The organism is Parasedimentitalea denitrificans (assembly GCF_011813015.1).
GTDB classification, from domain to species: Bacteria; Pseudomonadota; Alphaproteobacteria; order Rhodobacterales; family Rhodobacteraceae; genus Parasedimentitalea; species Parasedimentitalea denitrificans.
The window spans coordinates 51,311-71,418 of record NZ_QHLQ01000017.1 but is presented as its reverse complement, the minus strand read 5'-3'; the positions used below and the strand labels follow the sequence as shown (position 1 = coordinate 71,418).

17 protein-coding genes are annotated in these 20,108 nt (G+C 55.6%); 9 read left to right on the top strand and 8 right to left on the bottom strand.

From position 1 onward, the window contains the following. Nucleotides 1-3 precede the first annotated feature (3 nt). From DL239_RS15765 to DL239_RS15750, 4 genes are all read right to left on the bottom strand, one after another. Nucleotides 4-1,008 (bottom strand): aldose epimerase family protein, encoded by a 1,005-nt coding sequence (locus tag DL239_RS15765; protein WP_167685063.1) that lies wholly within the window; start codon nucleotides 1,006-1,008, stop codon nucleotides 4-6. Next, on the bottom strand, nucleotides 1,005-2,318 hold the full coding sequence (gene xylA, locus DL239_RS15760; protein ID WP_167685062.1) for a xylose isomerase: 1,314 nt from the start codon (nucleotides 2,316-2,318) through the stop codon (nucleotides 1,005-1,007). Before xylA ends, DL239_RS15765 begins: the two co-directional genes overlap by 4 nt. Further along, a complete protein-coding gene (xylB, locus tag DL239_RS15755) occupies nucleotides 2,315-3,769 on the bottom strand; it encodes a xylulokinase (protein WP_167685061.1) in 1,455 nt (484 codons plus the stop codon). The genes xylA and xylB overlap by 4 nt, the downstream gene beginning before the upstream one ends. Nucleotides 3,770-3,995: 226 nt before the next feature. After that, nucleotides 3,996-4,868: a MurR/RpiR family transcriptional regulator gene (locus DL239_RS15750; RefSeq protein WP_167685060.1), complete on the bottom strand. Its 873-nt coding sequence runs from the start codon at nucleotides 4,866-4,868 to the stop codon at nucleotides 3,996-3,998. 147 nt (nucleotides 4,869-5,015) lie between these two features. On the opposite strand from DL239_RS15750, the gene DL239_RS15745 reads away from it, so the two are divergent. From DL239_RS15745 to DL239_RS15705, 9 genes are all read left to right on the top strand, one after another. Then, nucleotides 5,016-5,801, top strand: coding sequence for an N-formylglutamate amidohydrolase (locus DL239_RS15745; RefSeq protein ID WP_167685059.1), 786 nt, complete (start codon nucleotides 5,016-5,018; stop codon nucleotides 5,799-5,801). After that, nucleotides 5,794-6,390 carry a TRAP transporter small permease subunit gene (locus DL239_RS15740; protein ID WP_167685058.1) on the top strand — a complete coding sequence of 199 codons (597 nt, stop codon included), beginning with the start codon at nucleotides 5,794-5,796 and terminating at the stop codon, nucleotides 6,388-6,390. Before DL239_RS15745 ends, DL239_RS15740 begins: the two co-directional genes overlap by 8 nt. After that, nucleotides 6,390-7,892 (top strand): TRAP transporter large permease, encoded by a 1,503-nt coding sequence (locus tag DL239_RS15735; RefSeq protein ID WP_167685057.1) that lies wholly within the window; start codon nucleotides 6,390-6,392, stop codon nucleotides 7,890-7,892. Before DL239_RS15740 ends, DL239_RS15735 begins: the two co-directional genes overlap by 1 nt. A 51-nt stretch (nucleotides 7,893-7,943) precedes the next feature. Beyond that, nucleotides 7,944-8,978 (top strand): TRAP transporter substrate-binding protein, encoded by a 1,035-nt coding sequence (locus DL239_RS15730; protein ID WP_167685056.1) that lies wholly within the window; start codon nucleotides 7,944-7,946, stop codon nucleotides 8,976-8,978. 105 nt (nucleotides 8,979-9,083) lie between these two features. Then, nucleotides 9,084-10,436 (top strand): glutamine synthetase family protein, encoded by a 1,353-nt coding sequence (locus DL239_RS15725; protein WP_167685055.1) that lies wholly within the window; start codon nucleotides 9,084-9,086, stop codon nucleotides 10,434-10,436. A 113-nt stretch (nucleotides 10,437-10,549) separates the two neighbouring features. Further along, nucleotides 10,550-11,932 (top strand): aldehyde dehydrogenase family protein, encoded by a 1,383-nt coding sequence (locus DL239_RS15720; protein WP_167685054.1) that lies wholly within the window; start codon nucleotides 10,550-10,552, stop codon nucleotides 11,930-11,932. Beyond that, entirely contained in the window at nucleotides 11,932-13,077 is a 1,146-nt protein-coding gene (locus tag DL239_RS15715; RefSeq protein WP_167685053.1) for an iron-containing alcohol dehydrogenase, read from the top strand. Before DL239_RS15720 ends, DL239_RS15715 begins: the two co-directional genes overlap by 1 nt. A gap of 219 nt (nucleotides 13,078-13,296) precedes the next feature. Further along, nucleotides 13,297-14,325 (top strand): type I glyceraldehyde-3-phosphate dehydrogenase, encoded by a 1,029-nt coding sequence (gene gap / locus DL239_RS15710; protein WP_167685052.1) that lies wholly within the window; start codon nucleotides 13,297-13,299, stop codon nucleotides 14,323-14,325. Between the two features lie 247 nt (nucleotides 14,326-14,572). Further along, a complete protein-coding gene (locus tag DL239_RS15705; protein WP_167685051.1) occupies nucleotides 14,573-16,522 on the top strand; it encodes a cache domain-containing protein in 1,950 nt (649 codons plus the stop codon). Between the two features lie 87 nt (nucleotides 16,523-16,609). Here DL239_RS15705 and DL239_RS15700 read toward each other — a convergent pair whose 3' ends face one another. The 4 genes from DL239_RS15700 to fdh3B form a co-directional block, all read right to left on the bottom strand. Beyond that, nucleotides 16,610-17,959, bottom strand: coding sequence for a sigma-54-dependent transcriptional regulator (locus DL239_RS15700; RefSeq protein WP_167685050.1), 1,350 nt, complete (start codon nucleotides 17,957-17,959; stop codon nucleotides 16,610-16,612). Then, nucleotides 17,959-18,093 (bottom strand): hypothetical protein, encoded by a 135-nt coding sequence (locus tag DL239_RS21810; protein ID WP_255456301.1) that lies wholly within the window; start codon nucleotides 18,091-18,093, stop codon nucleotides 17,959-17,961. The genes DL239_RS15700 and DL239_RS21810 overlap by 1 nt, the downstream gene beginning before the upstream one ends. 115 nt (nucleotides 18,094-18,208) lie before the next feature. Continuing rightward, entirely contained in the window at nucleotides 18,209-19,381 is a 1,173-nt protein-coding gene (locus DL239_RS15695) for a formate dehydrogenase subunit gamma (RefSeq protein WP_167685049.1), read from the bottom strand. A 129-nt stretch (nucleotides 19,382-19,510) separates the two neighbouring features. Beyond that, on the bottom strand, nucleotides 19,511-20,104 hold the full coding sequence (gene fdh3B, locus DL239_RS15690) for a formate dehydrogenase FDH3 subunit beta (protein WP_167685048.1): 594 nt from the start codon (nucleotides 20,102-20,104) through the stop codon (nucleotides 19,511-19,513). Nucleotides 20,105-20,108 lie beyond the last annotated feature (4 nt).

The following is a 20,108-nucleotide window of genomic DNA, read 5'->3' as shown; positions in this document are numbered from 1 at the left end:
TGGTTAGTTCCCTTTGATTTCGACCTGCAACTTCTGAACGTATGGCATTTCTGGTGAAACAAAAACCGTTGGGAAAGTTGGGATATTGACAGCATTGGGAAAACCCTGTGGTTCAAAGCAAAACCCACCGGCCGGACCATAGGCTTGCCCGTCTAGCCCACCTTGCTGTACTGGCATTGCCGCAGCGGTATAAAGTTGCGCACCAGATTGATCGCTCCAAATTTTCATTCTCAATCCATTTGGCGCTTCAACTTCTGCAACAGGCTGGCTGATATTTCTTCCATCCTCAAAGACCAGATTATGGTCTGTCCCAGTACGTTCAGCATCGGCCTGTTCGAATGAACGCATCTTGCGAAAATCAAACTTGGTGCCATCGACCGGTGCGATTTCACCGTTCATGATACCCAGATCGTCCATCTCCAGTACTCGGTCAGCCTTACAGTGCAACCGATGCTCCCAAATGGTCCCTGCACCATCGAGATTATAGTAGTTATGCTGAGCCAGACTAATTGGCGTCACATAGTCCACTTCGGCACGCATATCATAGGTTACACAAGCACCATTCAGTCGAACGTCAATCGTGAACTTGGCGCGCCCCGGAAACCCTCCCTCGCCCGCAGGAGAGTTATACCGCAAACGAACAGCAGACGCGCCATCGGGTTCAATCTCCCAAAATGCGCTCGATAATCCAGAAGAACCACCGTGCAACTGATTGCCCCCTTCGTTGGGGATCAACTGATTGATTTGCCCACCCAGAGAATACTGCGCACCGCCAATCCGGTTAGAAACCCGCCCGACAATTGCTCCAAAATAGGTACTATGCCCCACGTATCTCGTGGGGTCATCGTAGCCGAGCACAACGGGGATTCGCAGCCCGTTCAAGGGCACGCGCCAGTCCCTTGTTGTCGCCCCATAGTTCAGGATCGCCAGCGAGACGTCACCATCGCTGATAGTAACCTCCCGTAGGGATTGGCCGTTAAACTGGCCGTAGTCGCTAACGACGGTCATACAAACCTATTGACGACGTTTTCTAGATATTCCTGTTTGCCCGACCTTGGCTTGGGATTGATGTCCTGCGCCTGAACACGTGCCGCAATATCATCCAGGGATTCGTTGCCCGCCAACATAGATTGGTTCACAGGCTTATCCCAATCCGCATAACGATCTTTGACAAAATTAGGCAATGTGCCGTCTTCAATCATTGCAACAGCCGCCTTTAGCCCGCGCGCACATACATCCATGCCACCGATATGAGCAATCAACAGGTCTTCGGCGTCCAGAGATTGACGGCGCAGTTTCGCGTCAAAGTTGGTGCCACCGGTTTTCAAACCGCCATCCTGAAGGATATGGTAATAGGCAAGCGCAACTTCTGGAACGTTGTTCGGGAATTGATCCGTGTCCCAGCCAGATTGGTAGTCGTTACGGTTCATGTCGATGGACCCCAAGATACCCAGTGACGTGGCCGTTGCGATCTCGTGTTCAAACGAATGGCCTGCCAGAATTGCGTGCCCCTGCTCAATGTTCACTTTGACTTCATTTTCCATCCCGTGACGCTTCAGGAACCCGTAAACAGTTGCTGTGTCATAATCATACTGGTGCTTGGACGGTTCTTGTGGCTTGGGCTCAACCAAGATTTCACCTTTGAATCCAATCTTGTGCTTGTGCTCAACAACCAGGTTCAACATGCGACCCATCTGTGCGTCTTCCTGGGCCAGATCTGTATTCAACAGCGTCTCATAACCCTCGCGGCCACCCCACAGAACATAGTTCTCTCCGCCCAGACGGTGAGTTGCGTCCATACATGTTTTGATGGTTGCCGCACAGAAAGCAAACACATCGGGATCAGGGTTCGTGGACGCACCGGACATGAATTTCACCTGGCTAAACAAGTTCGCGGTTCCCCAAAGCAGCTTCACCCCAGTCTCTTCTTGCTTTTGAGCAAAATAATCGACGATCTCGTTTAGGTTCTTGGTGTTTTCGGCAAAATTCGCGCCTTCTGGGCGCACGTCTGCATCATGAAAGCAGTAATATGGCGATTTCAGCAAGCTGAACATTTCAAAGGCCACATCGGCTTTCAACTTTGCCAGTTCCATAGAATCCGCTGGGAACCAGGGGCGGTCAAAGGTCTGGCCACCAAACGGGTCGCTGCCAGGCCACGCAAAGTTGTGCCAGTAGCAAGTTGCGAACCGCAGATGGTCCTCCATCCGCTTGCCCATGACGATCTCATCTGGGTTATAGTGACGAAACGCCAAAGGATTGGTGCTGTCAGCGCCTTCAAATGCGATCTCGGTGATGTCGCGGAAAAATCCAGTAGTCATGTCAGAGCAGCCTTCAGATGAGGGTAAAGCGCACGATACCGCGCATGAGATTCAGAATATCGGTCAACCAGATCAGCGCGCGGTTCAACCGTCGCCGCCACTTTGGGCGTGGTCATGATGGTAGACAGGTCGGCATTCGTGTCAGCTGCTATAGCCAACCGAACAGCCCCAAGTGCCGCGCCAAAATCACCTTTTTCAGGTAGGTCCAGTGGAAGGTTCAACGTTGTCGCCAATGTCTCGAGCCAGAACCGGGACTTTGTCCCACCGCCAATTGCTAAGATGCGGGACAGTTTTGTTCCTGTTGCTTTCAAGGCGTCTAGATTATCGCGCAAAGCGAACGACACTCCCTCCATGACGGCCTGTGTCATATCCTCCGGAGTGGTCGCAACATCCAAGCCAGCAAAAGATCCACGGACGGCACTGTCATTGTGGGGTGTCCGTTCGCCGGATAGGTAGGGAAGGAACAGAGTATTCGACGGTCCAGAAGGCTCGTCCGTCAACATCCCAGCCAGCTCTGCCGGAGATCGCCCTAAAACCCCAGACAGCCAGTTCAGACTGTCTGTTGCAGCAAGGATGACACCCATCTGATACCATGTGTCCGGGACGGCATGACAGAACGTGTGAACAGCCGTTGCCGGGTCCGGTGCGAAACTGTTTTTGGCAGCAAGCAACACACCAGAGGTGCCAAGAGACACAAAGCCGTCGCCATCTCGAAAACAGCCAGCCCCACAGGCCGCGACCGCATTATCGCCGCCACCGCCTGCGACCGTAACCGGCCCAGCCATCCCCCAATCCGCAAGCAATTGAGCCCGTACGTTGCCTGAACTCTCCGAGCCTTCGACCAACCTAGGCATCTGGTCCAAACGCATATGCCCGGCATCCAGCAACTCCTCAGACCACTCTCGTTTGCCTACATCCAACCAAGACGTACCGGCACTGTCAGACATATCGCCAACATAGTCTCCGGTCAGCCAGTACCGCAGGTAATCCTTGGGCAGCAGAACCTTGGCAACCTTGGCAAAGATCTCAGGCTCATTTTCCTCCACCCATTTCAGTTTGGGGGCAGTAAAGCCGGGAAAGACGATATTCCCAGACAGGCAACGCACATTGGGGGTTTCATTTAGAGCGGCAGCCTGCGCGGCCGAGCGTGTATCATTCCACAAAATACAGGGTCGCAGCACCTGCCCCTTTGCATCCAGCAAAGTTGCGCCGTGCATATGACCGCTTAATCCGATCCCGCGAACTGCACTGAACTCGACGGGGTGAGCATCCTTCAACGCAGCCATCACCACCTCGCAGGCCGCAGTCCAATCTGCTGGATCTTGCTCACTCCATCCGGAATGTGGATTCGAAACCGAATAAGCCGCATCAGCGGTTGCAACGATGGCACCGCTCTCATCGGCCAACAAGGCCCGTAAGCCCGAGGTGCCGAGATCCAACCCGATGTACATCTGTGTTCGCCCCCTTTGGTTGATCCCTTCTTCAGAACCATATTATTTAATTTAGATAGTAAAATAAAACGGGAATGCGATCAATGTCAACACATGTCAGGCGACGACCTAGAACCCAAAACGCAAAAGGCCTTTGGCTAAGCCAAAGGCACATTCTGATCTAGAGATAGTTTTAGACAGATTGGCCTACAACAACGCAGACTTCATCCAGATAAATTTTGGAACGTCAGGAAAACTTCCGAAACAGTCGGGTCATATCAAACAATTCATCCAGTCTCTCATAACGATCTCGCGTTTCACTCCAGCTTTCCTCCTGCGTGGCCGCGATCATCGCTTCTAGCAGCATCATGGTGGAAATGTTGGAATCCCATGCGGATGGGATTTCGACCCAGCAATTAAAACTGTATTCAGCCACCGGTGCGATGGGGCTGGCCCACTGGTCGGTGATCAAAATTACTTTGACCCCGCGTTCTGCCGCCAGTTCGGCCAGCCGTTGCAGGTTGGTCTCATAGCGACGCACATCAAACATCAGCAGCGTATCCCCTTCGACCATATCCAGCACATAGTGCGGCCAAGTAGCCGAGGACGAAGTCATATGGGTGACGCGTTGCCGGATCGCCTGAAAGTGAGTGAATGCATAGTCAGCCAGCGCCCGCGTGATGCGCCCGCCAACCACATACAACCGCCCCTCGGTATTGGCCAATTGGCGGACCGCGGCATCAAACTGCGTGGCATCAATGTTGGAAAACGTTTGCCCCAGGTTATCGGTCACCGCCTGTGCAAATCTGTTCAGCATGTGGCCTTCGGGGGCCTCAGTCGTCCACTTGTCGCGTCTTTGCGTTGGTCCTGAAACAGTTGCTTCAAGTTCTTTCAACAGCGCCTGATGGAATTGCGGATAACCCTTGAACCCCAGTTTTTGCACCATCCGCGCCACTGTCGGTGTCGACACATCCGCATTTGAGGCCACAATCGTGATCGAAGCCAAACCGGCCGCCGGATAGTTTTCTAGCAATGAAGTCGCGAACTTACGCTCTGACTGGGTCAGCGAGGAATAGTGTTCGCGCAGCAGATCGCGCACTGTGGCAGTTGGTTCGGTCAAAATACTAATCCCATGCTGAATGCCGCTTTTTAGAGCACATGTATCGCAAAGAGAAGGCCTTCGCCCTTGCGAGCAAACTGTCTTCTGAAATTATATTGACACAAATCAAAGTTCATGAAAAGATTTTTCCAAAATGGGGAGTCATGTATGTCTTTGGGCGAATCCAACGCTCACGCTGAGGTCGTGGAAATCAACAACCCGGAGGGATCCGGTGTTGCGTTGATCCTGTGCGAGCACGCCAGCAATCACATTCCTGATGCCTATTCTGGGTTGGGACTGCGGGCCGAGGATCGCGACAGCCATGCTGCTTGGGACCCCGGCGCACGGAACATTGCACTGTATCTAAGCGAAGCCCTGAATTCACCCATGGTGGCAAGCCGGGTGTCGCGACTGGTTTATGACTGCAATCGCCCTCCCGAAGCGGCATCAGCTATGCCCGCGAAGTCTGAACTGATCGAAGTGCCCGGCAACCAGAATCTGACTGCGACGCAGCGTCAGGCGCGAACCGACGAGATCTATATCCCGTTCTGTGACGCTGTCACCGATATGGTCCAGGCGCGTAAGGCCGCAGGGTTGCAGACGGTGCTGATCACCATCCACAGCTTTACTCCGGTCTATTACGGCCAACAGCGTGCCGTTGAGATCGGCATTTTGCATGACGATGATAGTTCGATGGCCGATGCCATGTTGGCCCACGCCGATCTGCTGCCGAACCGCCGGGTTGAGCGCAACGAGCCTTACGGCCCACAGGATGGCGTCACTCACTCATTGCGAATTCACGGGCTTGCGCATGGTTTGGCCAATGTGATGATCGAAGTTCGCAACGATCTGGTTCGCACTCCAGAAGATGAAACCGCAATGGCCGAAGAGCTATTGACCCTGATCCAGCCTGCGCTGGCAGATCTGGCGCAACAAGGGGACAGCAATGCCTAGAGTGATAACCGGATATATCCGTGGCGTGGATGCGATGAACCGCTTTATCGGCCGGATCGCCATGTACCTGATCTTTGTACTGGTTGGCGTACTGCTGTGGTCGTCGATTTCCAAGACGTTTTTCTACCCGTCAATCTGGACGCTGGAAACAGCGCAGTTTGTGATGGTGGCATACTACATTCTGGGTGGTCCCTATTCGATCCAGATGGGATCAAACGTGCGGATGGACCTGTTCTATGGCGGCTGGTCAACCAAGACCAAAGCCTGGGTTGATGCCTTTACCGTGTTGTTCCTGATGTTCTATCTTGGCGTACTGCTTTTTGGCGCTGTCGGATCTACCGCCTATTCCATTGGCTATTTCGGGGTCGAGCCGTTCTCGTTCTTCTGGGATCTGTTCAAGACCTTCCTGACCGACGGTGTGACCGGAGCCAGCGAAAAGCTCGGTTATCTGGAACGCAGCCCAACCGCCTGGCGACCCTTCCTGTGGCCAGTAAAATCCATGCTCTGCATCGGGGTCATCCTGATGCTGTTGCAAAGCCTTGCAGAACTGTTCCGGGATATCGGACGTCTTCGTGGAGTTGACCTCTGATGTCATATGAATTGATCGCAATCCTGATGTTCAGCGGTATGATGCTGATGCTGATGACTGGCCAGCGTGTGTTTGGCGCCATTGGTTTCATTGGAGCTGCCGCCGGTATGGCCCTGTGGGGCGTCGGGGGGTCGGATATTCCATTTGCCGCAGCCATGAAGCTGATGAAATGGTATCCGATGCTGACGCTGCCGATGTTTATTTTCATGGGCTATGTGCTGTCAGAATCCAAGATCGCTGATGATCTGTACAAGATGTTCCACGTCTGGATGGGACCGGTCAAAGGTGGCCTTGCCATCGGCACCATCGGCTTGATGGTTCTGGTATCGGCTATGAACGGATTGTCGGTTGCCGGTATGGCCATTGGCGCCACCATCGCCCTGCCCGAACTACTGCGGCGCGGCTATGACAAGGTTCTGGTGACCGGTGTAGTTCAGGCCGGATCATCACTTGGCATTCTGGTGCCGCCTTCGGTGGTCCTGGTGCTTTATGCGATGATCGCACGCCAGCCCGTGGGTCAGCTGTGGCTGGCGGGCGTGCTGCCGGGGTTGATGATGGCGACGATGTTCATCATCTACATCTATCTGCGCGCCCGTATTCAGCCGCATCTGGGGCCAGCGATGAAACCCGAGGATCTGGCCGAGTTTGAACGGATCTCGGACCACCCACTGCGTCTGAACTACATTGTTCTGGGCACACTGATCATCCTGCCCTTGCTGGCGCTGGGGGGTATCGCTGACGCCAAGACCACCGCTGGTATTGCGCTGGCTGCTGCGGTTGCATCCTTTGTACTTCGCCACAACCCGATGTTCTACAAAGACATCTTCATGAAGGAAAAGCACCGGCTGCTGTTCTCAGGCGTGCTGCCTCTGGCGATCTTTGCTGCGATGATGGTGCCCTTTGTCAACGGCTGGACCTCGCTGGTGGAAAGCTCTGCCATTGGTGCGATGACCGCCTTTGTGGCGGCAGTGCTGAAGGGCCGGATGAACAAAGAGGTGTTTGAAACCTCGGTCCGTTCAACGCTGGGCATTTCCTGCATGTTCATGTGGATCATTCTGGCGGCGCTTGGCTTTGGTGCGATCTTTGACGGTCTTGGCGCGGTCAATGCGATCAAGGACCTGTTCACCAGCCAGCTGGGTCTTAGCCCATGGATGATCCTGATCCTGATGCAGGTCAGCTTCTTGCTGATGGGCACATTCCTGGATGACACCGCCATGCTGGTGATCGTAGCGCCGCTCTATGTGCCGCTGGTTGGCGAACTGGGTTTCGACCTGATCTGGTACGGCGTGCTCTACACCATCACCACCCAGATCGCCTATATGACACCGCCGTTTGGCTATAACCTGTTCCTGATGCGAGCAATGGCGCCGCCGGAAATCTCGCTGCGCGACATCTATATCTCGATCATCCCCTTTGCGCTGATCATGGTCTCGGCATTGGCACTGGTCATGATCTTCCCACAGATCGCCATATGGCTACCTGACTACGTGTACGGAAAATAATCACAAAAAGAGCCCCGACAGGGGGCCGTATTTTAACAAGGAGAAACGACTATGACGACAAGACGTAAGTTTCTAACCACCGCTGGTGCGGGCGCAATGGCTGCACCACTGGCCACGCCTGCTCTGGCATCAAGCACCATCAAGTGGCGCATGCAGACCTATGCCGGTGCTTCGCTGGGTGAGCACGTGATCAAGCCTGCCATCGACATGTTCAACAAGATCGCAGGCGACCGCATGCAGATCGAACTGTTCTATGCTGACCAGCTGGTCCCTACTGGCGAGCTGTTCCGCGCCATGCAGCGCGGCACTATTGATGCGGTTCAGTCCGACGATGATTCGATGGCGTCGCCTACCGAAGTCACCGTATTTGGCGGCTACTTCCCGTTTGGTTCGCGCTACAGCCTGGACGTGCCAGTGCTGTTCAACCAGTACGGCCTGAACGAGATCTGGGACGAAGAGTATTCCAAGGTTGGCGTCAAGCACATCTCGGCTGGTGCATGGGATCCGTGCCACTTTGCCACCAAAGACCCAATCCGGTCCTTGGCTGATCTGAAAGGCAAGCGCGTCTTTACCTTCCCAACTGCTGGTCGTTTCCTGAGCCAGTTTGGCGTTGTTCCAGTGACACTGCCATGGGAAGACATCGAAGTTGCGGTACAAACAGGCGAGCTGGACGGTATTGCATGGTCCGGCATCACCGAAGATTACACCGTTGGCTGGGCTGACGTGACCAACTATTTCCTGACCAACAACATCTCGGGCGCATGGGCCGGGTCCTTCTTTGCCAACCAAGGCCGCTGGAACGAGCTTCCAGAAGATATGCAGACCCTGTTCCGCGCTTGCTGTGACCAGTCGCACTACTATCGTCAGTGGTGGTACTGGGGTGGCGAAGCTTCGCTGCGAGTCAATGGTCCAAAAATGGAGCTCACTTCGATCCCTGATGAAGAGTGGAAGACCGTCGAAGACGCAGCGGTCAAGTTCTGGGACGAAATCGCAGCCGAAAGCCCAACAAAGGCCAAGGTTGTCGAGATCTTCAAGAAGTACAACGCCGACATGCAGGCGGCTGGCCGCCCTTATCGTTACGGCTAAGACTGACTACATATCATCGGAGTTGGCCCCATGCGGGCCAGCTCCCTTCCTTGACAAATTCCGGATGCAAATTGATTGCCCGGCCTAACATTACAAAGGTTGCTCATGCTTTCCTTCGACACGCTTAAAGAACAGGTTGCCGATGGCACCGTTGATACCGTTCTGGTCTGCCTGGTGGACATGCAGGGCCGCCTGATGGGCAAACGCTTCCATGCTGGTCACTTTGTGGCAGGCGCATGGGAAGAAACCCATTGCTGCAACTATCTGCTGGCCACCGATCTGCAGATGGCCACACCGGATGGTTACGAATCCACCAGCTGGGAACGCGGCTATGGCGATTACGTCATGAAGCCGGATCTGGCTACATTGCGCCCGGTGCCGTGGCTTGAAGGCACTGTGATGGTGCTCTGTGATGTACTGGATCACCACACCCACAAAGAAGTCCCCCACTCGCCGCGCGCCATCCTGAAGAAGCAGGTTCAGCGTTTGCAGGCCATGGGCTACGAGCCGATGACCGCCACCGAGCTGGAGTTTTTCCTGTTCGAGAAGAGCTTTGACGAGATCCGCAAGTCGGGCTACCGCGATCTGGAGCCGATTTCTGGCGTCAACGAAGATTACAACATCATGCAGACCTCGCGCGAGGAACACGTGATGCGCCCGATCCGCAACCATCTGTGGAATGCGGGCCTGCCGATCGAGAACTCCAAGGGCGAGGCCGAAACCGGCCAGGAAGAGCTCAACATCAAGTACGCTAATGCGATGAACACGGCTGAGTTTCACACCATTGCCAAGCACGCGATCAAGGAGATCGCGCATCAAGAGGGTCACGCGGTGACCTTCCTGCCCAAATGGAGCCACGACAAGGTTGGCTCGTCCAGCCACGTGCACCAGTCGCTGTGGAAAGATGGCGCGCCTGCGTTCTTTGATGAGAGCGACCCGCTGGGCATGTCACCGCTGATGAAGAACTACATGGCCGGCCTGCTGAAATATGCACCCGACTACACCGCCTTCATGGCGCCCTATATCAACAGCTACAAACGCTTCATGAAGGGCACCTTTGCCCCAACCCGGATTATTTGGTCAGTGGACAACCGCACCGCAGGCTATCGTCTGTGTGGCGTTGGATCTAAGGCGATCCGTGTGGAATGCCGCATTCCGGGATCCGATATGAATCCCTATCTGGCGATGGCTGGCATGCTAGCCGCTGGTATCGCCGGGATCGAAGAAGGCCTGGAGCTGCAAGAGCCAACCAAGGGTGATGTCTACCAAGGCAACACTGGCATGATCCCAAACACGCTGCGTGATGCGGCGGTCACGTTGAAGGGTTCGGAAATGCTGCGTGCTGCATTGGGTGATGATGTAGTTGACCACTACACCCGCGCCGCCGAGGTTGAGGTTGAAGACTTTGACCGGGTTGTGACCGACTATGAAATCGCCCGCGGTTTCGAACAGGTCTGATTGAATTCGAAATCCCACCGCCAGCTGGCAGATGACGCGTTTGGCGGTGGTTTTGGAAGAACTTTGAATAGTGAAACAGGGCAATTGCTGCCCCTGAAGCTGGAGGTTTGGCAATGGGCCAGACACTGAAATGTATCTCGCCGATCGATGGATCGGTTTATGCAGAACGCGATACCCTGTCGCAAGATACAGCATTTGCTGCCACCGATCGCGCCCGCGCGGCTCAGACGGCCTGGGCAGCCCGCCCGCTGGCGGAACGCACCGAACTGGTCATGGCTGGTGTTGCTGCTGTTGGCGCCATGAACGACGAAATCGTGCCTGAACTGGCCCATATGATGGGTCGCCCGGTACGCTTTGGCGGTGAGTTTGGTGGCTTCAACGAGCGCGCCAGCCACATGGCAAGCATCGCCGAAGAGGCGCTGGCCGATATCGAGGTTGGTGAAGATGCCACGTTCAAGCGTTACATCAAGCACGTGCCACACGGCGTGGTGCTGGTGGTTGCCCCGTGGAACTACCCCTATATGACCGCGATCAACACTGTGGCCCCTGCCTTGATTGCAGGCAACACCGTGGTGCTGAAACACGCGACCCAAACCCTGCTGGTGGGTGAGCGGATGGCGGCAGCCTTCCACAGTGCGGGTGTGCCAGAAGACGTGTTCCAGAACGTTTTCCTGGATCACGACACCACATCCGAGCTGATTGCCAAAAAGGCGTTCAACTTTGTCAACTTCACCGGCTCAGTCGGCGGCGGCAAGGCGATGGAACGCGCAGCTGCAGGCACCTTTACTGGTGTCGGCACCGAGCTGGGCGGCAAAGATCCCGGCTATGTCATGGAAGACGCCGATCTGGATGCAGCCGTTGATACACTAATCGACGGCGCCATGTTCAACTCGGGCCAGTGCTGTTGCGGGATCGAGCGTATCTACGTACACGAAAGCCAGTATGATGCGTTTCTGGCCAAGGCGATTGCCATCGTCAAAGGCTACAATCTGGGCAACCCTCTGGAAGAGGCCACAACCATCGGTCCCATGGCCAATGTACGCTTTGCCCAGGAAGTGCGTGATCAGATTGCCGAGGCGGTTGAGGCTGGCGCAGTGGCCCACATCGACACTATGGCCGAGGATGACGGGGGCGCCTATCTGACGCCACAGATCCTGACCAATGTTACCCACGACATGCGCGTCATGCAGGACGAGAGCTTTGGCCCGGTGGTTGGCATCATGAAGGTGTCATCCGACGAGGAAGCCATCGAGCTAATGAACGACAGCCAGTTTGGCCTGACCGCATCGCTGTGGACACAGGATGTGGATCGCGCGCAAGCTGTTGGTGATCAGATCGAAACCGGCACTGTGTTCATGAACCGGGCTGACTATCTGGATCCGGGCCTGTGCTGGACCGGCTGCAAAGACACAGGTCGCGGTGGCGGCCTATCGGTGATTGGGTTCCACAACCTGACACGCCCCAAATCCTACCATCTAAAGAAGGTGACAAGCTGATGAGCCTTGTTGGAAACTGGTCCTATCCGACCGCAATCAAATTCGGCGCTGGCCGGATCAAGGAATTGGCCGAAGCCTGTGCGCAGGCTGGCATCAAGAAGCCCCTGCTGGTGACAGACAAAGGTCTGGCCAGCCTGCCGGTGACCCAGTCGACCCTCGACATCATGGAAGCTGCAGGCCTGGGCCGCGGCATGTTCTCGGAAGTTGACCCGAACCCAAACGAGAAAAATCTTGAAGCTGGTGTTGCGGCTTACAACGAAGGTGGCCACGACGGTGTGATTGCTTTTGGCGGTGGCTCTGGTTTGGATCTGGGTAAAATGGTTGCCTTTATGGCCGGTCAAACCCGTCCGCTGTGGGATTTTGAGGACATTGGCGACTGGTGGACCCGCGCCGATGCAGACGCCATCGCGCCAATCATCGCTGTGCCAACCACCGCCGGCACCGGATCTGAAGTTGGCCGGGCCTCGGTCATCACCGACAGTGTCACCCACGCCAAAAAGATCATCTTTCACCCCAAGGTACTGCCAACGGTGGTGATCTGTGATCCGGAACTGACCGTGGGCATGCCCAAGTTCATTACCGCAGGCACAGGCCTGGATGCCTTTGCCCACTGTGTCGAGGCCTTCTCGTCCCCGCATTATCACCCGATGTCGCAGGGCATCGCGCTGGAAGGTATGCGCCTGGTCAAGGACTACCTGCCCCGCGCCTATGCCGATGGCACCGATATCGAAGCGCGTGCGCAGATGATGTCAGCCGCAGCCATGGGGGCCACCGGCTTCCAAAAGGGTCTGGGCGCCATTCACGCCATGAGCCACCCAATTGGCGCTGTGTTCAACACCCACCACGGCACCACCAATGCGGTCTGTATGCCCGAAGTGTTGAAGTTCAACGCCAGCGCGATTGCCGATCGCTTTGATCAGGCGGCTGCCTATCTGGGCATCGACGGCGGCTTTGACGGGTTCCGCGCCTATGTGGATGAGCTGAACGATAGCATGGGCATCCCGCGCAAGCTGGCTGAGCTTGGCGTCACCGAGGCCAGCATCCCTGAGCTGGTCAAGGGTGCGATCATCGACCCATCCTGCGGCGGCAACCCGGTTGAGCTAACGGAAGCCAACCTGACAGAGCTGTTCAAAGCAGCCCTGTAACAACGAAAGCCACTCACGGCTTAAGCTCCTCGGTTCGCGCCGGGGGGCTTTTTTGTGTCGTACGCGTCTATAGTGTGACCTGAACTCTCGAGGATTACAGTAGGCATCACAGCTTCGCATCAGGGGTTGATTTCTGTTACTGTTAGCGATAACGATACGGCGATCTCTGACTACACAGAAAATCAGTACCAGTTTCGGAACCCTTGCGGAGTTGTCCCTATGCCCCTTAAAATCGCTATCAATGGATTTGGCCGGATCGGCCGAGGTGTTTTGCGTGCGCTGATCGAGAATGACACCAGCGATATCGAAGTTGTGGCCGTCAATGACCTCTCGCCGCCGGAAACCCTTGCACATCTTCTGAAATACGACAGTGTTCATGGGCGCCTTCGCATCCCGATCACTTTGTCTGACGGCAAGCTGAATGTAGGCCGTCACAGCATTAATCTGACTGCCATTCGCGACCCGGAAGAGCTGCCATGGCAAGATGTCGATGTGGCCTATGAATGCACCGGGCTGTTCACCACGCGCGACTCGGCAGGAAAGCACCTGAAAAACGGCTCTAAGCGCGTGCTGATTTCGGCACCTGGAAAAGACATCGACCGGACTGTTGTCTTTGGTGTCAATCACGAAGACCTAACAGCCGATGACATCATCGTTTCCAACGCGTCCTGTACCACCAACTGCCTGGCGCCTGTTGCCAAGGTTCTTGACACTGCCTTTGGCATCAAGACCGGCTACATGACGACGATCCATGCCTTTACCGGTGACCAGCCAACTCACGACACCAGCCACAAAGACTTGTACCGGGCCCGCGCGGCATCGGTTTCGATGATCCCGACATCGACAGGCGCCGCAGCAGCCATCGCCGAAGTTTTGCCGCACCTAAAAGGTCGCTTAGAAGGATCTGCGATCCGCGTTCCAACCCCGAACGTATCGTTGGTCGATCTCAGTTTCGTCCCGGAGCGCCCAGCCACAGTTGATGCCATCAACCAAGCCATCCGTACTGCTGTAGACGGCGACCTAGCGGGCATTCTGTCCTACGAAGAGGACCCGATGGTTTCGATCGATTTCAACCACGACCCACATTCCTCGTGCTTTGCGGCTGCTCAGACCAAAGTAACTGACGGCGGTCTGGTCCGTGTCGTCGCTTGGTACGACAATGAATGGGGCTTCTCCAATCGTATGGTCGATACTGGTCGAACAATGGGCCAATTGATGCGGGCCGAGCGGATGTCGCTCGTCAGCTAACGACAAGTGCGATTTCCCAAATCCTATTTCTCAGACCGCCCGTTTGCAGTTGCAAGCGGGCGGTTTCATTTCAAATGTTCGGCACCAGCCGTCCCAATCCAGCGCCCCATTTTGTAAACGTGCGCTCTTCAAGTTCTGCGAGATGCCACAGGCCCCAAGACCTTGCTTGCCTACAGAACCAGTGGCACACTGCACCACACTACGGGGCGTGCTATAGGGACAAGCCCATTAATCTTGGGAATCCACTGTGAGATCTGTCCGGCTCCGCCTTTTACTCCTTGCTCTGTTACCACTTAGCGTGCTGATGCCTCTGTTGTTGGTGCTGGCAATGACCCGTTGGAACGCGGATTACGACGACATGCTCATTGCCAATGTCGACAGTGATCTGCGCATAGCGGAACAATATCTGGGCCGCATTCTGACAAGCACTGGCACCGATATTCGCAGCATTTCGGAATCGAAGCTGTTCGCCGAAGTCCTGCTTGCGCCAGACCGCGAAAGGCAGAGGTTCCTAAACCAACGCCGCATCGCGCTTCAACTTGATTTCCTGTATTTCCTCCCCCGTGAAGACCTTTCTGCCCCATCCTCCAACTGGCCTGTGATTGCCACCGCTGCTGCCGGAGCATTGAGCTCACAAATCGATATCTTCTCTGCCCAGGACCTTGATGCTCTATCACCTGAACTCCAGCAACGGGCCCGCATTCCGCTAATCGAAACCGAAGCAGCAGTTCCAACATCACGCTCAGCCGAAGACCGCGGCATGGTCGTCCATTCGGCCGCTCCAGTTACCGTACTGGGCCACGAAGGTGTTCTGGTTGGTGGCATCCTGCTGAACCGAAACCTCGACTTCATCGATACCATTAATGCCCTCGTCTACCTCAGCGACAGCGCTGGCGAAAACCGTCAGGGAACAGCTACTCTGTTTCTGGACGACACCCGGATTTCGACCAACGTTCGCCTGTTCGAGGATGTGCGTGCCCTCGGCACCCGCGTTTCGGCCTCGGTTCGTAACCAAGTATTGAACCAGGGAAAGACCTGGCTGGATCGCGCATTTGTGGTCAATGACTGGTACATTTCGGGCTACCTGCCATTGACCGACAGCTTTGGCAGGCATGTTGGAATGCTCTATGTTGGTTTTCTCGAAGCCCCCTATCAAGCAGCCAAACGGGCAGCCTATTGGACCATTGTAGCTGTGTTCATCGGTGTTCTGGCTATTTCAGCACCGCTGTTTCTGTGGTTAGCCAAGGGTATATTCTCGCCGCTTGAACAAATGACCCGAACTATGAAACGCGTTGAATTCGGTGACTTGGCCGCGCGCAACGGCGCTGTCGGCAGCCACGATGAGATTGGCCAAGTGGCGGCTCACCTTGATACCCTCCTCGATCAGGTTCAGGATCGCGACAAGGCGCTAAGGGACTGGGCCGGAGAACTGAACGCCCGTGTCGACAAGCGTACAACTGAATTACGTGCCGCCAACAGCAAGCTAGAGGAAACCTTCAAACAGCTGGCAATGAGCGAAAAGCTGGCCTCGATCGGTGAAATCACCGCAGGCGTTGCGCATGAAATCAACAACCCGGTGGCGGTGATCCAGGGCAACGTGGATGTCATTCGCATGACACTCGAAGATCAGGCCAGCGAAATCGAAACCGAGCTGAACTTAATCGACAACCAAGTGCTGCGCATTGATGCCATTGTCGGCAAGCTGCTGCAATTTGCCCGTCCCACCGAATTCGGCGCCTTCGAGGAAAGCGTTGAAATTGCACCCTTGGTCGAGGACTGTCTGGTTCTGGTCGATCATGTCATTTCCAAACAAGACATCACTGTCCACAGAGCTTTCCAAGAAGCGCCACCAGTCAGGATCAACCCCGGAGAACTGCAGCAAGTGGTCATCAATCTGGTGATGAATGCAGCGCAAGCCATGAGTGGTGCCGGAGACATCACATTGAGCCTTAGCCCCAACGAACGCGATGGCCAAGCTGGGGTCCAGTTCAGCGTAGCTGACAGTGGGACGGGTATCACCTCTAAAGACATCAGCTCCGTCTTTAACCCGTTCTATACCACTAAACTGGGCGAAGGCACCGGCTTGGGGTTGTCGATCAGCCAGACCCTTATACAAAGAGCGGGCGGGCTGATCTCAGTCCGTAACTGCGACTGCTCAGGTGCGGAGTTCAGCATTTGGTTGCCTGCAGCCGCATGAACAGCAGCTGGGCTGGGGTCCAAACTTCATCTGGCCAGAAGTATCCCGGGGTGAATTGCCCGGAACGGGCAAGAGGGGCAGCGCACCTCAGAACCCCCAAGAGGCGCATTTGCGGTCAATGGTCTTGCGCGAGACACCTAAGCGACGCGATGCTTCGGCCCGGTTTCCATCACAGGCATCCAGAACATGCATGATATGGCGCTGTGTGACCAAATCCAAAGTCTCGATTGCAGCGGCCCCTGTGATCGACCCGGTGCCCGAAAACTCTTCTGGGATCTCGCCCAGGATCACCGAACGCTCGATCAGGTTGCGCAACTCGCGCACGTTGCCCGGCCAATCATAACGACTAAACTTCAGCAGGGTCTCTTCGTTCAACTCCAACGCAGGCATGCCCAATTTGACCGAAAACTGTTCCATGAACAGAGAGGCCAGTTCGACGATATCCTCGACCCGCTCACGGAGCGGCGGCATAACTATCTCCACCACATTGATGCGGTGATATAGATCCGCGCGGAAACGCCCCTCGGCCACAGCCTGCTGTAAATTGGCGTTAGTGGCAAAAAGAAATCGCAAGTTCAACGGAATGTCACGTTCTGCCCCAACTGGCCGAATACGCTGATCCTCTAGCACACGCAGCAAGGCGGCCTGCACTTGATCTGGCATCTGAGCCACCTCGTCCAGAAACAGAGTTCCTCCATCTGCGTGCAGAAACAAACCGTCCTTGCGGCGGTCCTGATCGTCCACCATGCCAAACAACTCATGTGCGATCCGGTCTGGTGCGATGGCTGCGCAATTAACCGCAACAAAAGGTTTACCGGCGCGTTCAGACTGCGAATGCAGGGTACGGGCAGCGATTTCCTTGCCCGTCCCGCTGGCCCCCGTGAACAGGACCGGTGTTGGCAACGGGGCCAGCCGGGTCAGCATCTCGCGGGCCTGAGAAATCGCAGCGGATTTTCCCAACAGGCGACCTCGCGCAGCTGAGCCCTCGGCGGAAAGCTCATGCTTTAGCAGGTAGTTGTCGCGCCGCAAGTATTTACGGTCTAGGGCACGCGCCACCGAGTTGAGGATTTGATTGGCCCTGAAGGGCTTCAACACAAAATCGGCGACGCCTAAACGCAGCGCCTGAATGGCGGTTTCAAGATCGGCATAGGCGGTGACCAGAATAGTATCGGCAAACAGCCCCACCCGTCGTTGTTCCTGCACCCATTCCAATCCAGTTTTGCCCGGCATGATGTTGTCCAGAACGACCAGGTCAAAATGGGATTGATCCAGAATGGCACTGGCCTCAGCCGCCGAGGCCGCCTGCTCCACCCGCTTGCAACGTGGCGTCAGGATCTTAGTCATGAAATTACGCATTCCCGGCTCATCATCGATCACTAGGATCGAAGCACCGGCCAGGCTCTCGCCATATTCGTCGCTCGCTGCGGTCTTTTGCATTAGTGTACTACATCCAACCGGACAGAAGACCCGGAATGTTTCTGGTGTGAGGCAAATCCAGCCTGCTGCAGCAGGAAATTTGCGCCTACGGCAATTACCAATATGGCGGCAAACCCGGTCAACATGGCTTTCATGGCTTTAGATCTCCATCGAGGAAAAGAGTGATACTGGACTGGTTCAGGCCAGACCCACAGCCAGAGGCTAGCAGATCTGGTGTATCTTTACGAACGATCAAACGCCCGCACTATTTCAGTCGTTTGCCTGCTTGCCGGAAGGTGAATTCTGAACCTCTTCCAGCCAGATGCTGTGGTGCTGTTTGGCCCAGGCCTCGTCAACTTCACCGCTGCCCATGGCATCGTAGGCGCCCTCCATACCAACTGAACCGATATAGATGTGCGCAATAATGATCGCCATTAAAACAAAGGCCAGAATGGCGTGCCACAGTTGGGCCAACTGCATCTCTTCCTGAGGCGCAAGTGTTTCTGACAACTCACCCAGACCAAGAAGACCAGACAGGCCAATGTCATTGGCCAGTGCAAAGCTCTTGGCAAATAGGGGCAATTCATAGGGAAACAGAAGCGAGAGCCCGGTTATTGAGATCGAAGCACCAAACAGGACCACCGACCAGAAAATCACCTTCTGGCCTGCGTTGAATTTCTTGGCCGGAGGGTGTTTGCTACCGACGATACCACCAGCCTGACTGATCCAGACCAGATCGGTGCGGTTCGGCAGATTGTGAATGACCCACATGACAAAGATGATGACCAGCCCGGCAATAAAGGCCCAGGCGACGTTATTGTGGACCCATTTGCCCAGTTCCAGCAGGGTCGCGTTGGCCTCCTTGCCCAGATAGGGCGCAATCCAGATCCGACCGAACAGGTTGAACAACCCGGTGATGCCCAGCAGGATAAACGACCCAGCTAACAACCAGTGGCCAAAACGCTCAAAGGCCTTGAACCGGGTCACGGTACGGCCTGTCTTTTCACCGTCGATCAAGATTTTTCCGCGCAAGACGTAGAACACCACCAGCAAGGCAATGGTTCCCATCAGAAGCCAGCCGCCATATTGGCGCAAGGGCCCTGCTCGGAAAGTCAGCCATTTCATACCGCCGTCCTGTACCAGAACCGTGGCAACCTCGCCGCCAGCAGAGACGGTAACATCTGCGGATCCATAGCGCAGGCCGCGCCAGAATTCGGGATCCGAGACACCGCCCCGAGTGCCCAAGTGCGATACACCCGGCGTACCAGCAGGGTCGCCTATGTTGTCGCGACGAAAGGCATCGTCCACCGCCTCGCCATTTTGGCGGGCCATGATATCGGCAAGGGTTTGTGCACCGCCAGTGGCAGTACGATCAGGGGTGGTCTGTGCCGTCGCAGGCATAGCCATGGTCAAACAAACCAAGAGCCAAAGAAGAACGCGCATCGGGTCCTCGACATTCTGTAAACAATTAGATCATCCGTTTCCTGAGACAGAAAACGGGCCGGGATTTTCAAAAATTCCGGATACGGAGGCACCGGCGACTGTCAAAGCCGCCGGTACTGTTAACGCAGATTATTCGCCCTTTTGGTCGTAGGCAGTGCCCCAACCCCAAGCACCAGCGCCAAAGCCGCGAGACACAATGCGTTCGCGGTACACCGAAGAGACGACATCACCGTCACCGGCCAACAGCGCCTTGGTCGAACACATTTCGGCACAGATCGGCAGTTTGCCTTCTGCGATCCGATTGCGGCCATACTTGGCGAACTCGGCAGTGGAGTGGTTTTCTTCGGGGCCACCGGCACAGAAGGTACATTTGTCCATCTTGCCACGGCTGCCAAAGTTACCCGCTTGCGGATACTGCGGCGCGCCAAACGGACACGCGTAGAAGCAGTAGCCACAGCCGATGCACAGGTCTTTGGAGTGCAGCACCACACCGTCGTCTGTCTGGTAGAAACAATCCACCGGACATACGGCCATGCAGGGTGCATCCGAACAGTGCATACAGGCGACAGAGATCGACCGTTCGCCGGGCTTACCATCATTGATCGTGACAACACGGCGGCGGTTGATACCCCAAGGCACCTCATGCTCGTTCTTACAGGCAGTGACACAGGCGTTGCATTCAATGCAGCGGTCGGCATCACAGAGGAACTTAGCTCTTGCCATCTTT

What these genes read in the sequence shown, in the direction of transcription:
- gap (WP_167685052.1), top strand. Translation starts at nt 13,297, where the DNA reads ATGCCCCTTAAAATCGCTATCAATGGATTTGGCCGGATCGGCCGAGGT.
- DL239_RS15730 (WP_167685056.1), top strand. Translation starts at nt 7,944, where the DNA reads ATGACGACAAGACGTAAGTTTCTAACCACCGCTGGTGCGGGCGCAATG.
- xylA (WP_167685062.1), bottom strand. Translation starts at nt 2,318, where the DNA reads ATGACTACTGGATTTTTCCGCGACATCACCGAGATCGCATTTGAAGGC.
- DL239_RS15720 (WP_167685054.1), top strand. Translation starts at nt 10,550, where the DNA reads ATGGGCCAGACACTGAAATGTATCTCGCCGATCGATGGATCGGTTTAT.
- DL239_RS15700 (WP_167685050.1), bottom strand. Translation starts at nt 17,959, where the DNA reads ATGCAAAAGACCGCAGCGAGCGACGAATATGGCGAGAGCCTGGCCGGT.
- fdh3B (WP_167685048.1), bottom strand. Translation starts at nt 20,104, where the DNA reads ATGGCAAGAGCTAAGTTCCTCTGTGATGCCGACCGCTGCATTGAATGC.
- xylB (WP_167685061.1), bottom strand. Translation starts at nt 3,769, where the DNA reads ATGTACATCGGGTTGGATCTCGGCACCTCGGGCTTACGGGCCTTGTTG.
- DL239_RS15695 (WP_167685049.1), bottom strand. Translation starts at nt 19,381, where the DNA reads ATGCGCGTTCTTCTTTGGCTCTTGGTTTGTTTGACCATGGCTATGCCT.
- DL239_RS15725 (WP_167685055.1), top strand. Translation starts at nt 9,084, where the DNA reads ATGCTTTCCTTCGACACGCTTAAAGAACAGGTTGCCGATGGCACCGTT.
- DL239_RS15740 (WP_167685058.1), top strand. Translation starts at nt 5,794, where the DNA reads ATGCCTAGAGTGATAACCGGATATATCCGTGGCGTGGATGCGATGAAC.
- DL239_RS21810 (WP_255456301.1), bottom strand. Translation starts at nt 18,093, where the DNA reads ATGAAAGCCATGTTGACCGGGTTTGCCGCCATATTGGTAATTGCCGTA.
- DL239_RS15735 (WP_167685057.1), top strand. Translation starts at nt 6,390, where the DNA reads ATGTCATATGAATTGATCGCAATCCTGATGTTCAGCGGTATGATGCTG.
- DL239_RS15745 (WP_167685059.1), top strand. Translation starts at nt 5,016, where the DNA reads ATGTCTTTGGGCGAATCCAACGCTCACGCTGAGGTCGTGGAAATCAAC.
- DL239_RS15715 (WP_167685053.1), top strand. Translation starts at nt 11,932, where the DNA reads ATGAGCCTTGTTGGAAACTGGTCCTATCCGACCGCAATCAAATTCGGC.
- DL239_RS15765 (WP_167685063.1), bottom strand. Translation starts at nt 1,008, where the DNA reads ATGACCGTCGTTAGCGACTACGGCCAGTTTAACGGCCAATCCCTACGG.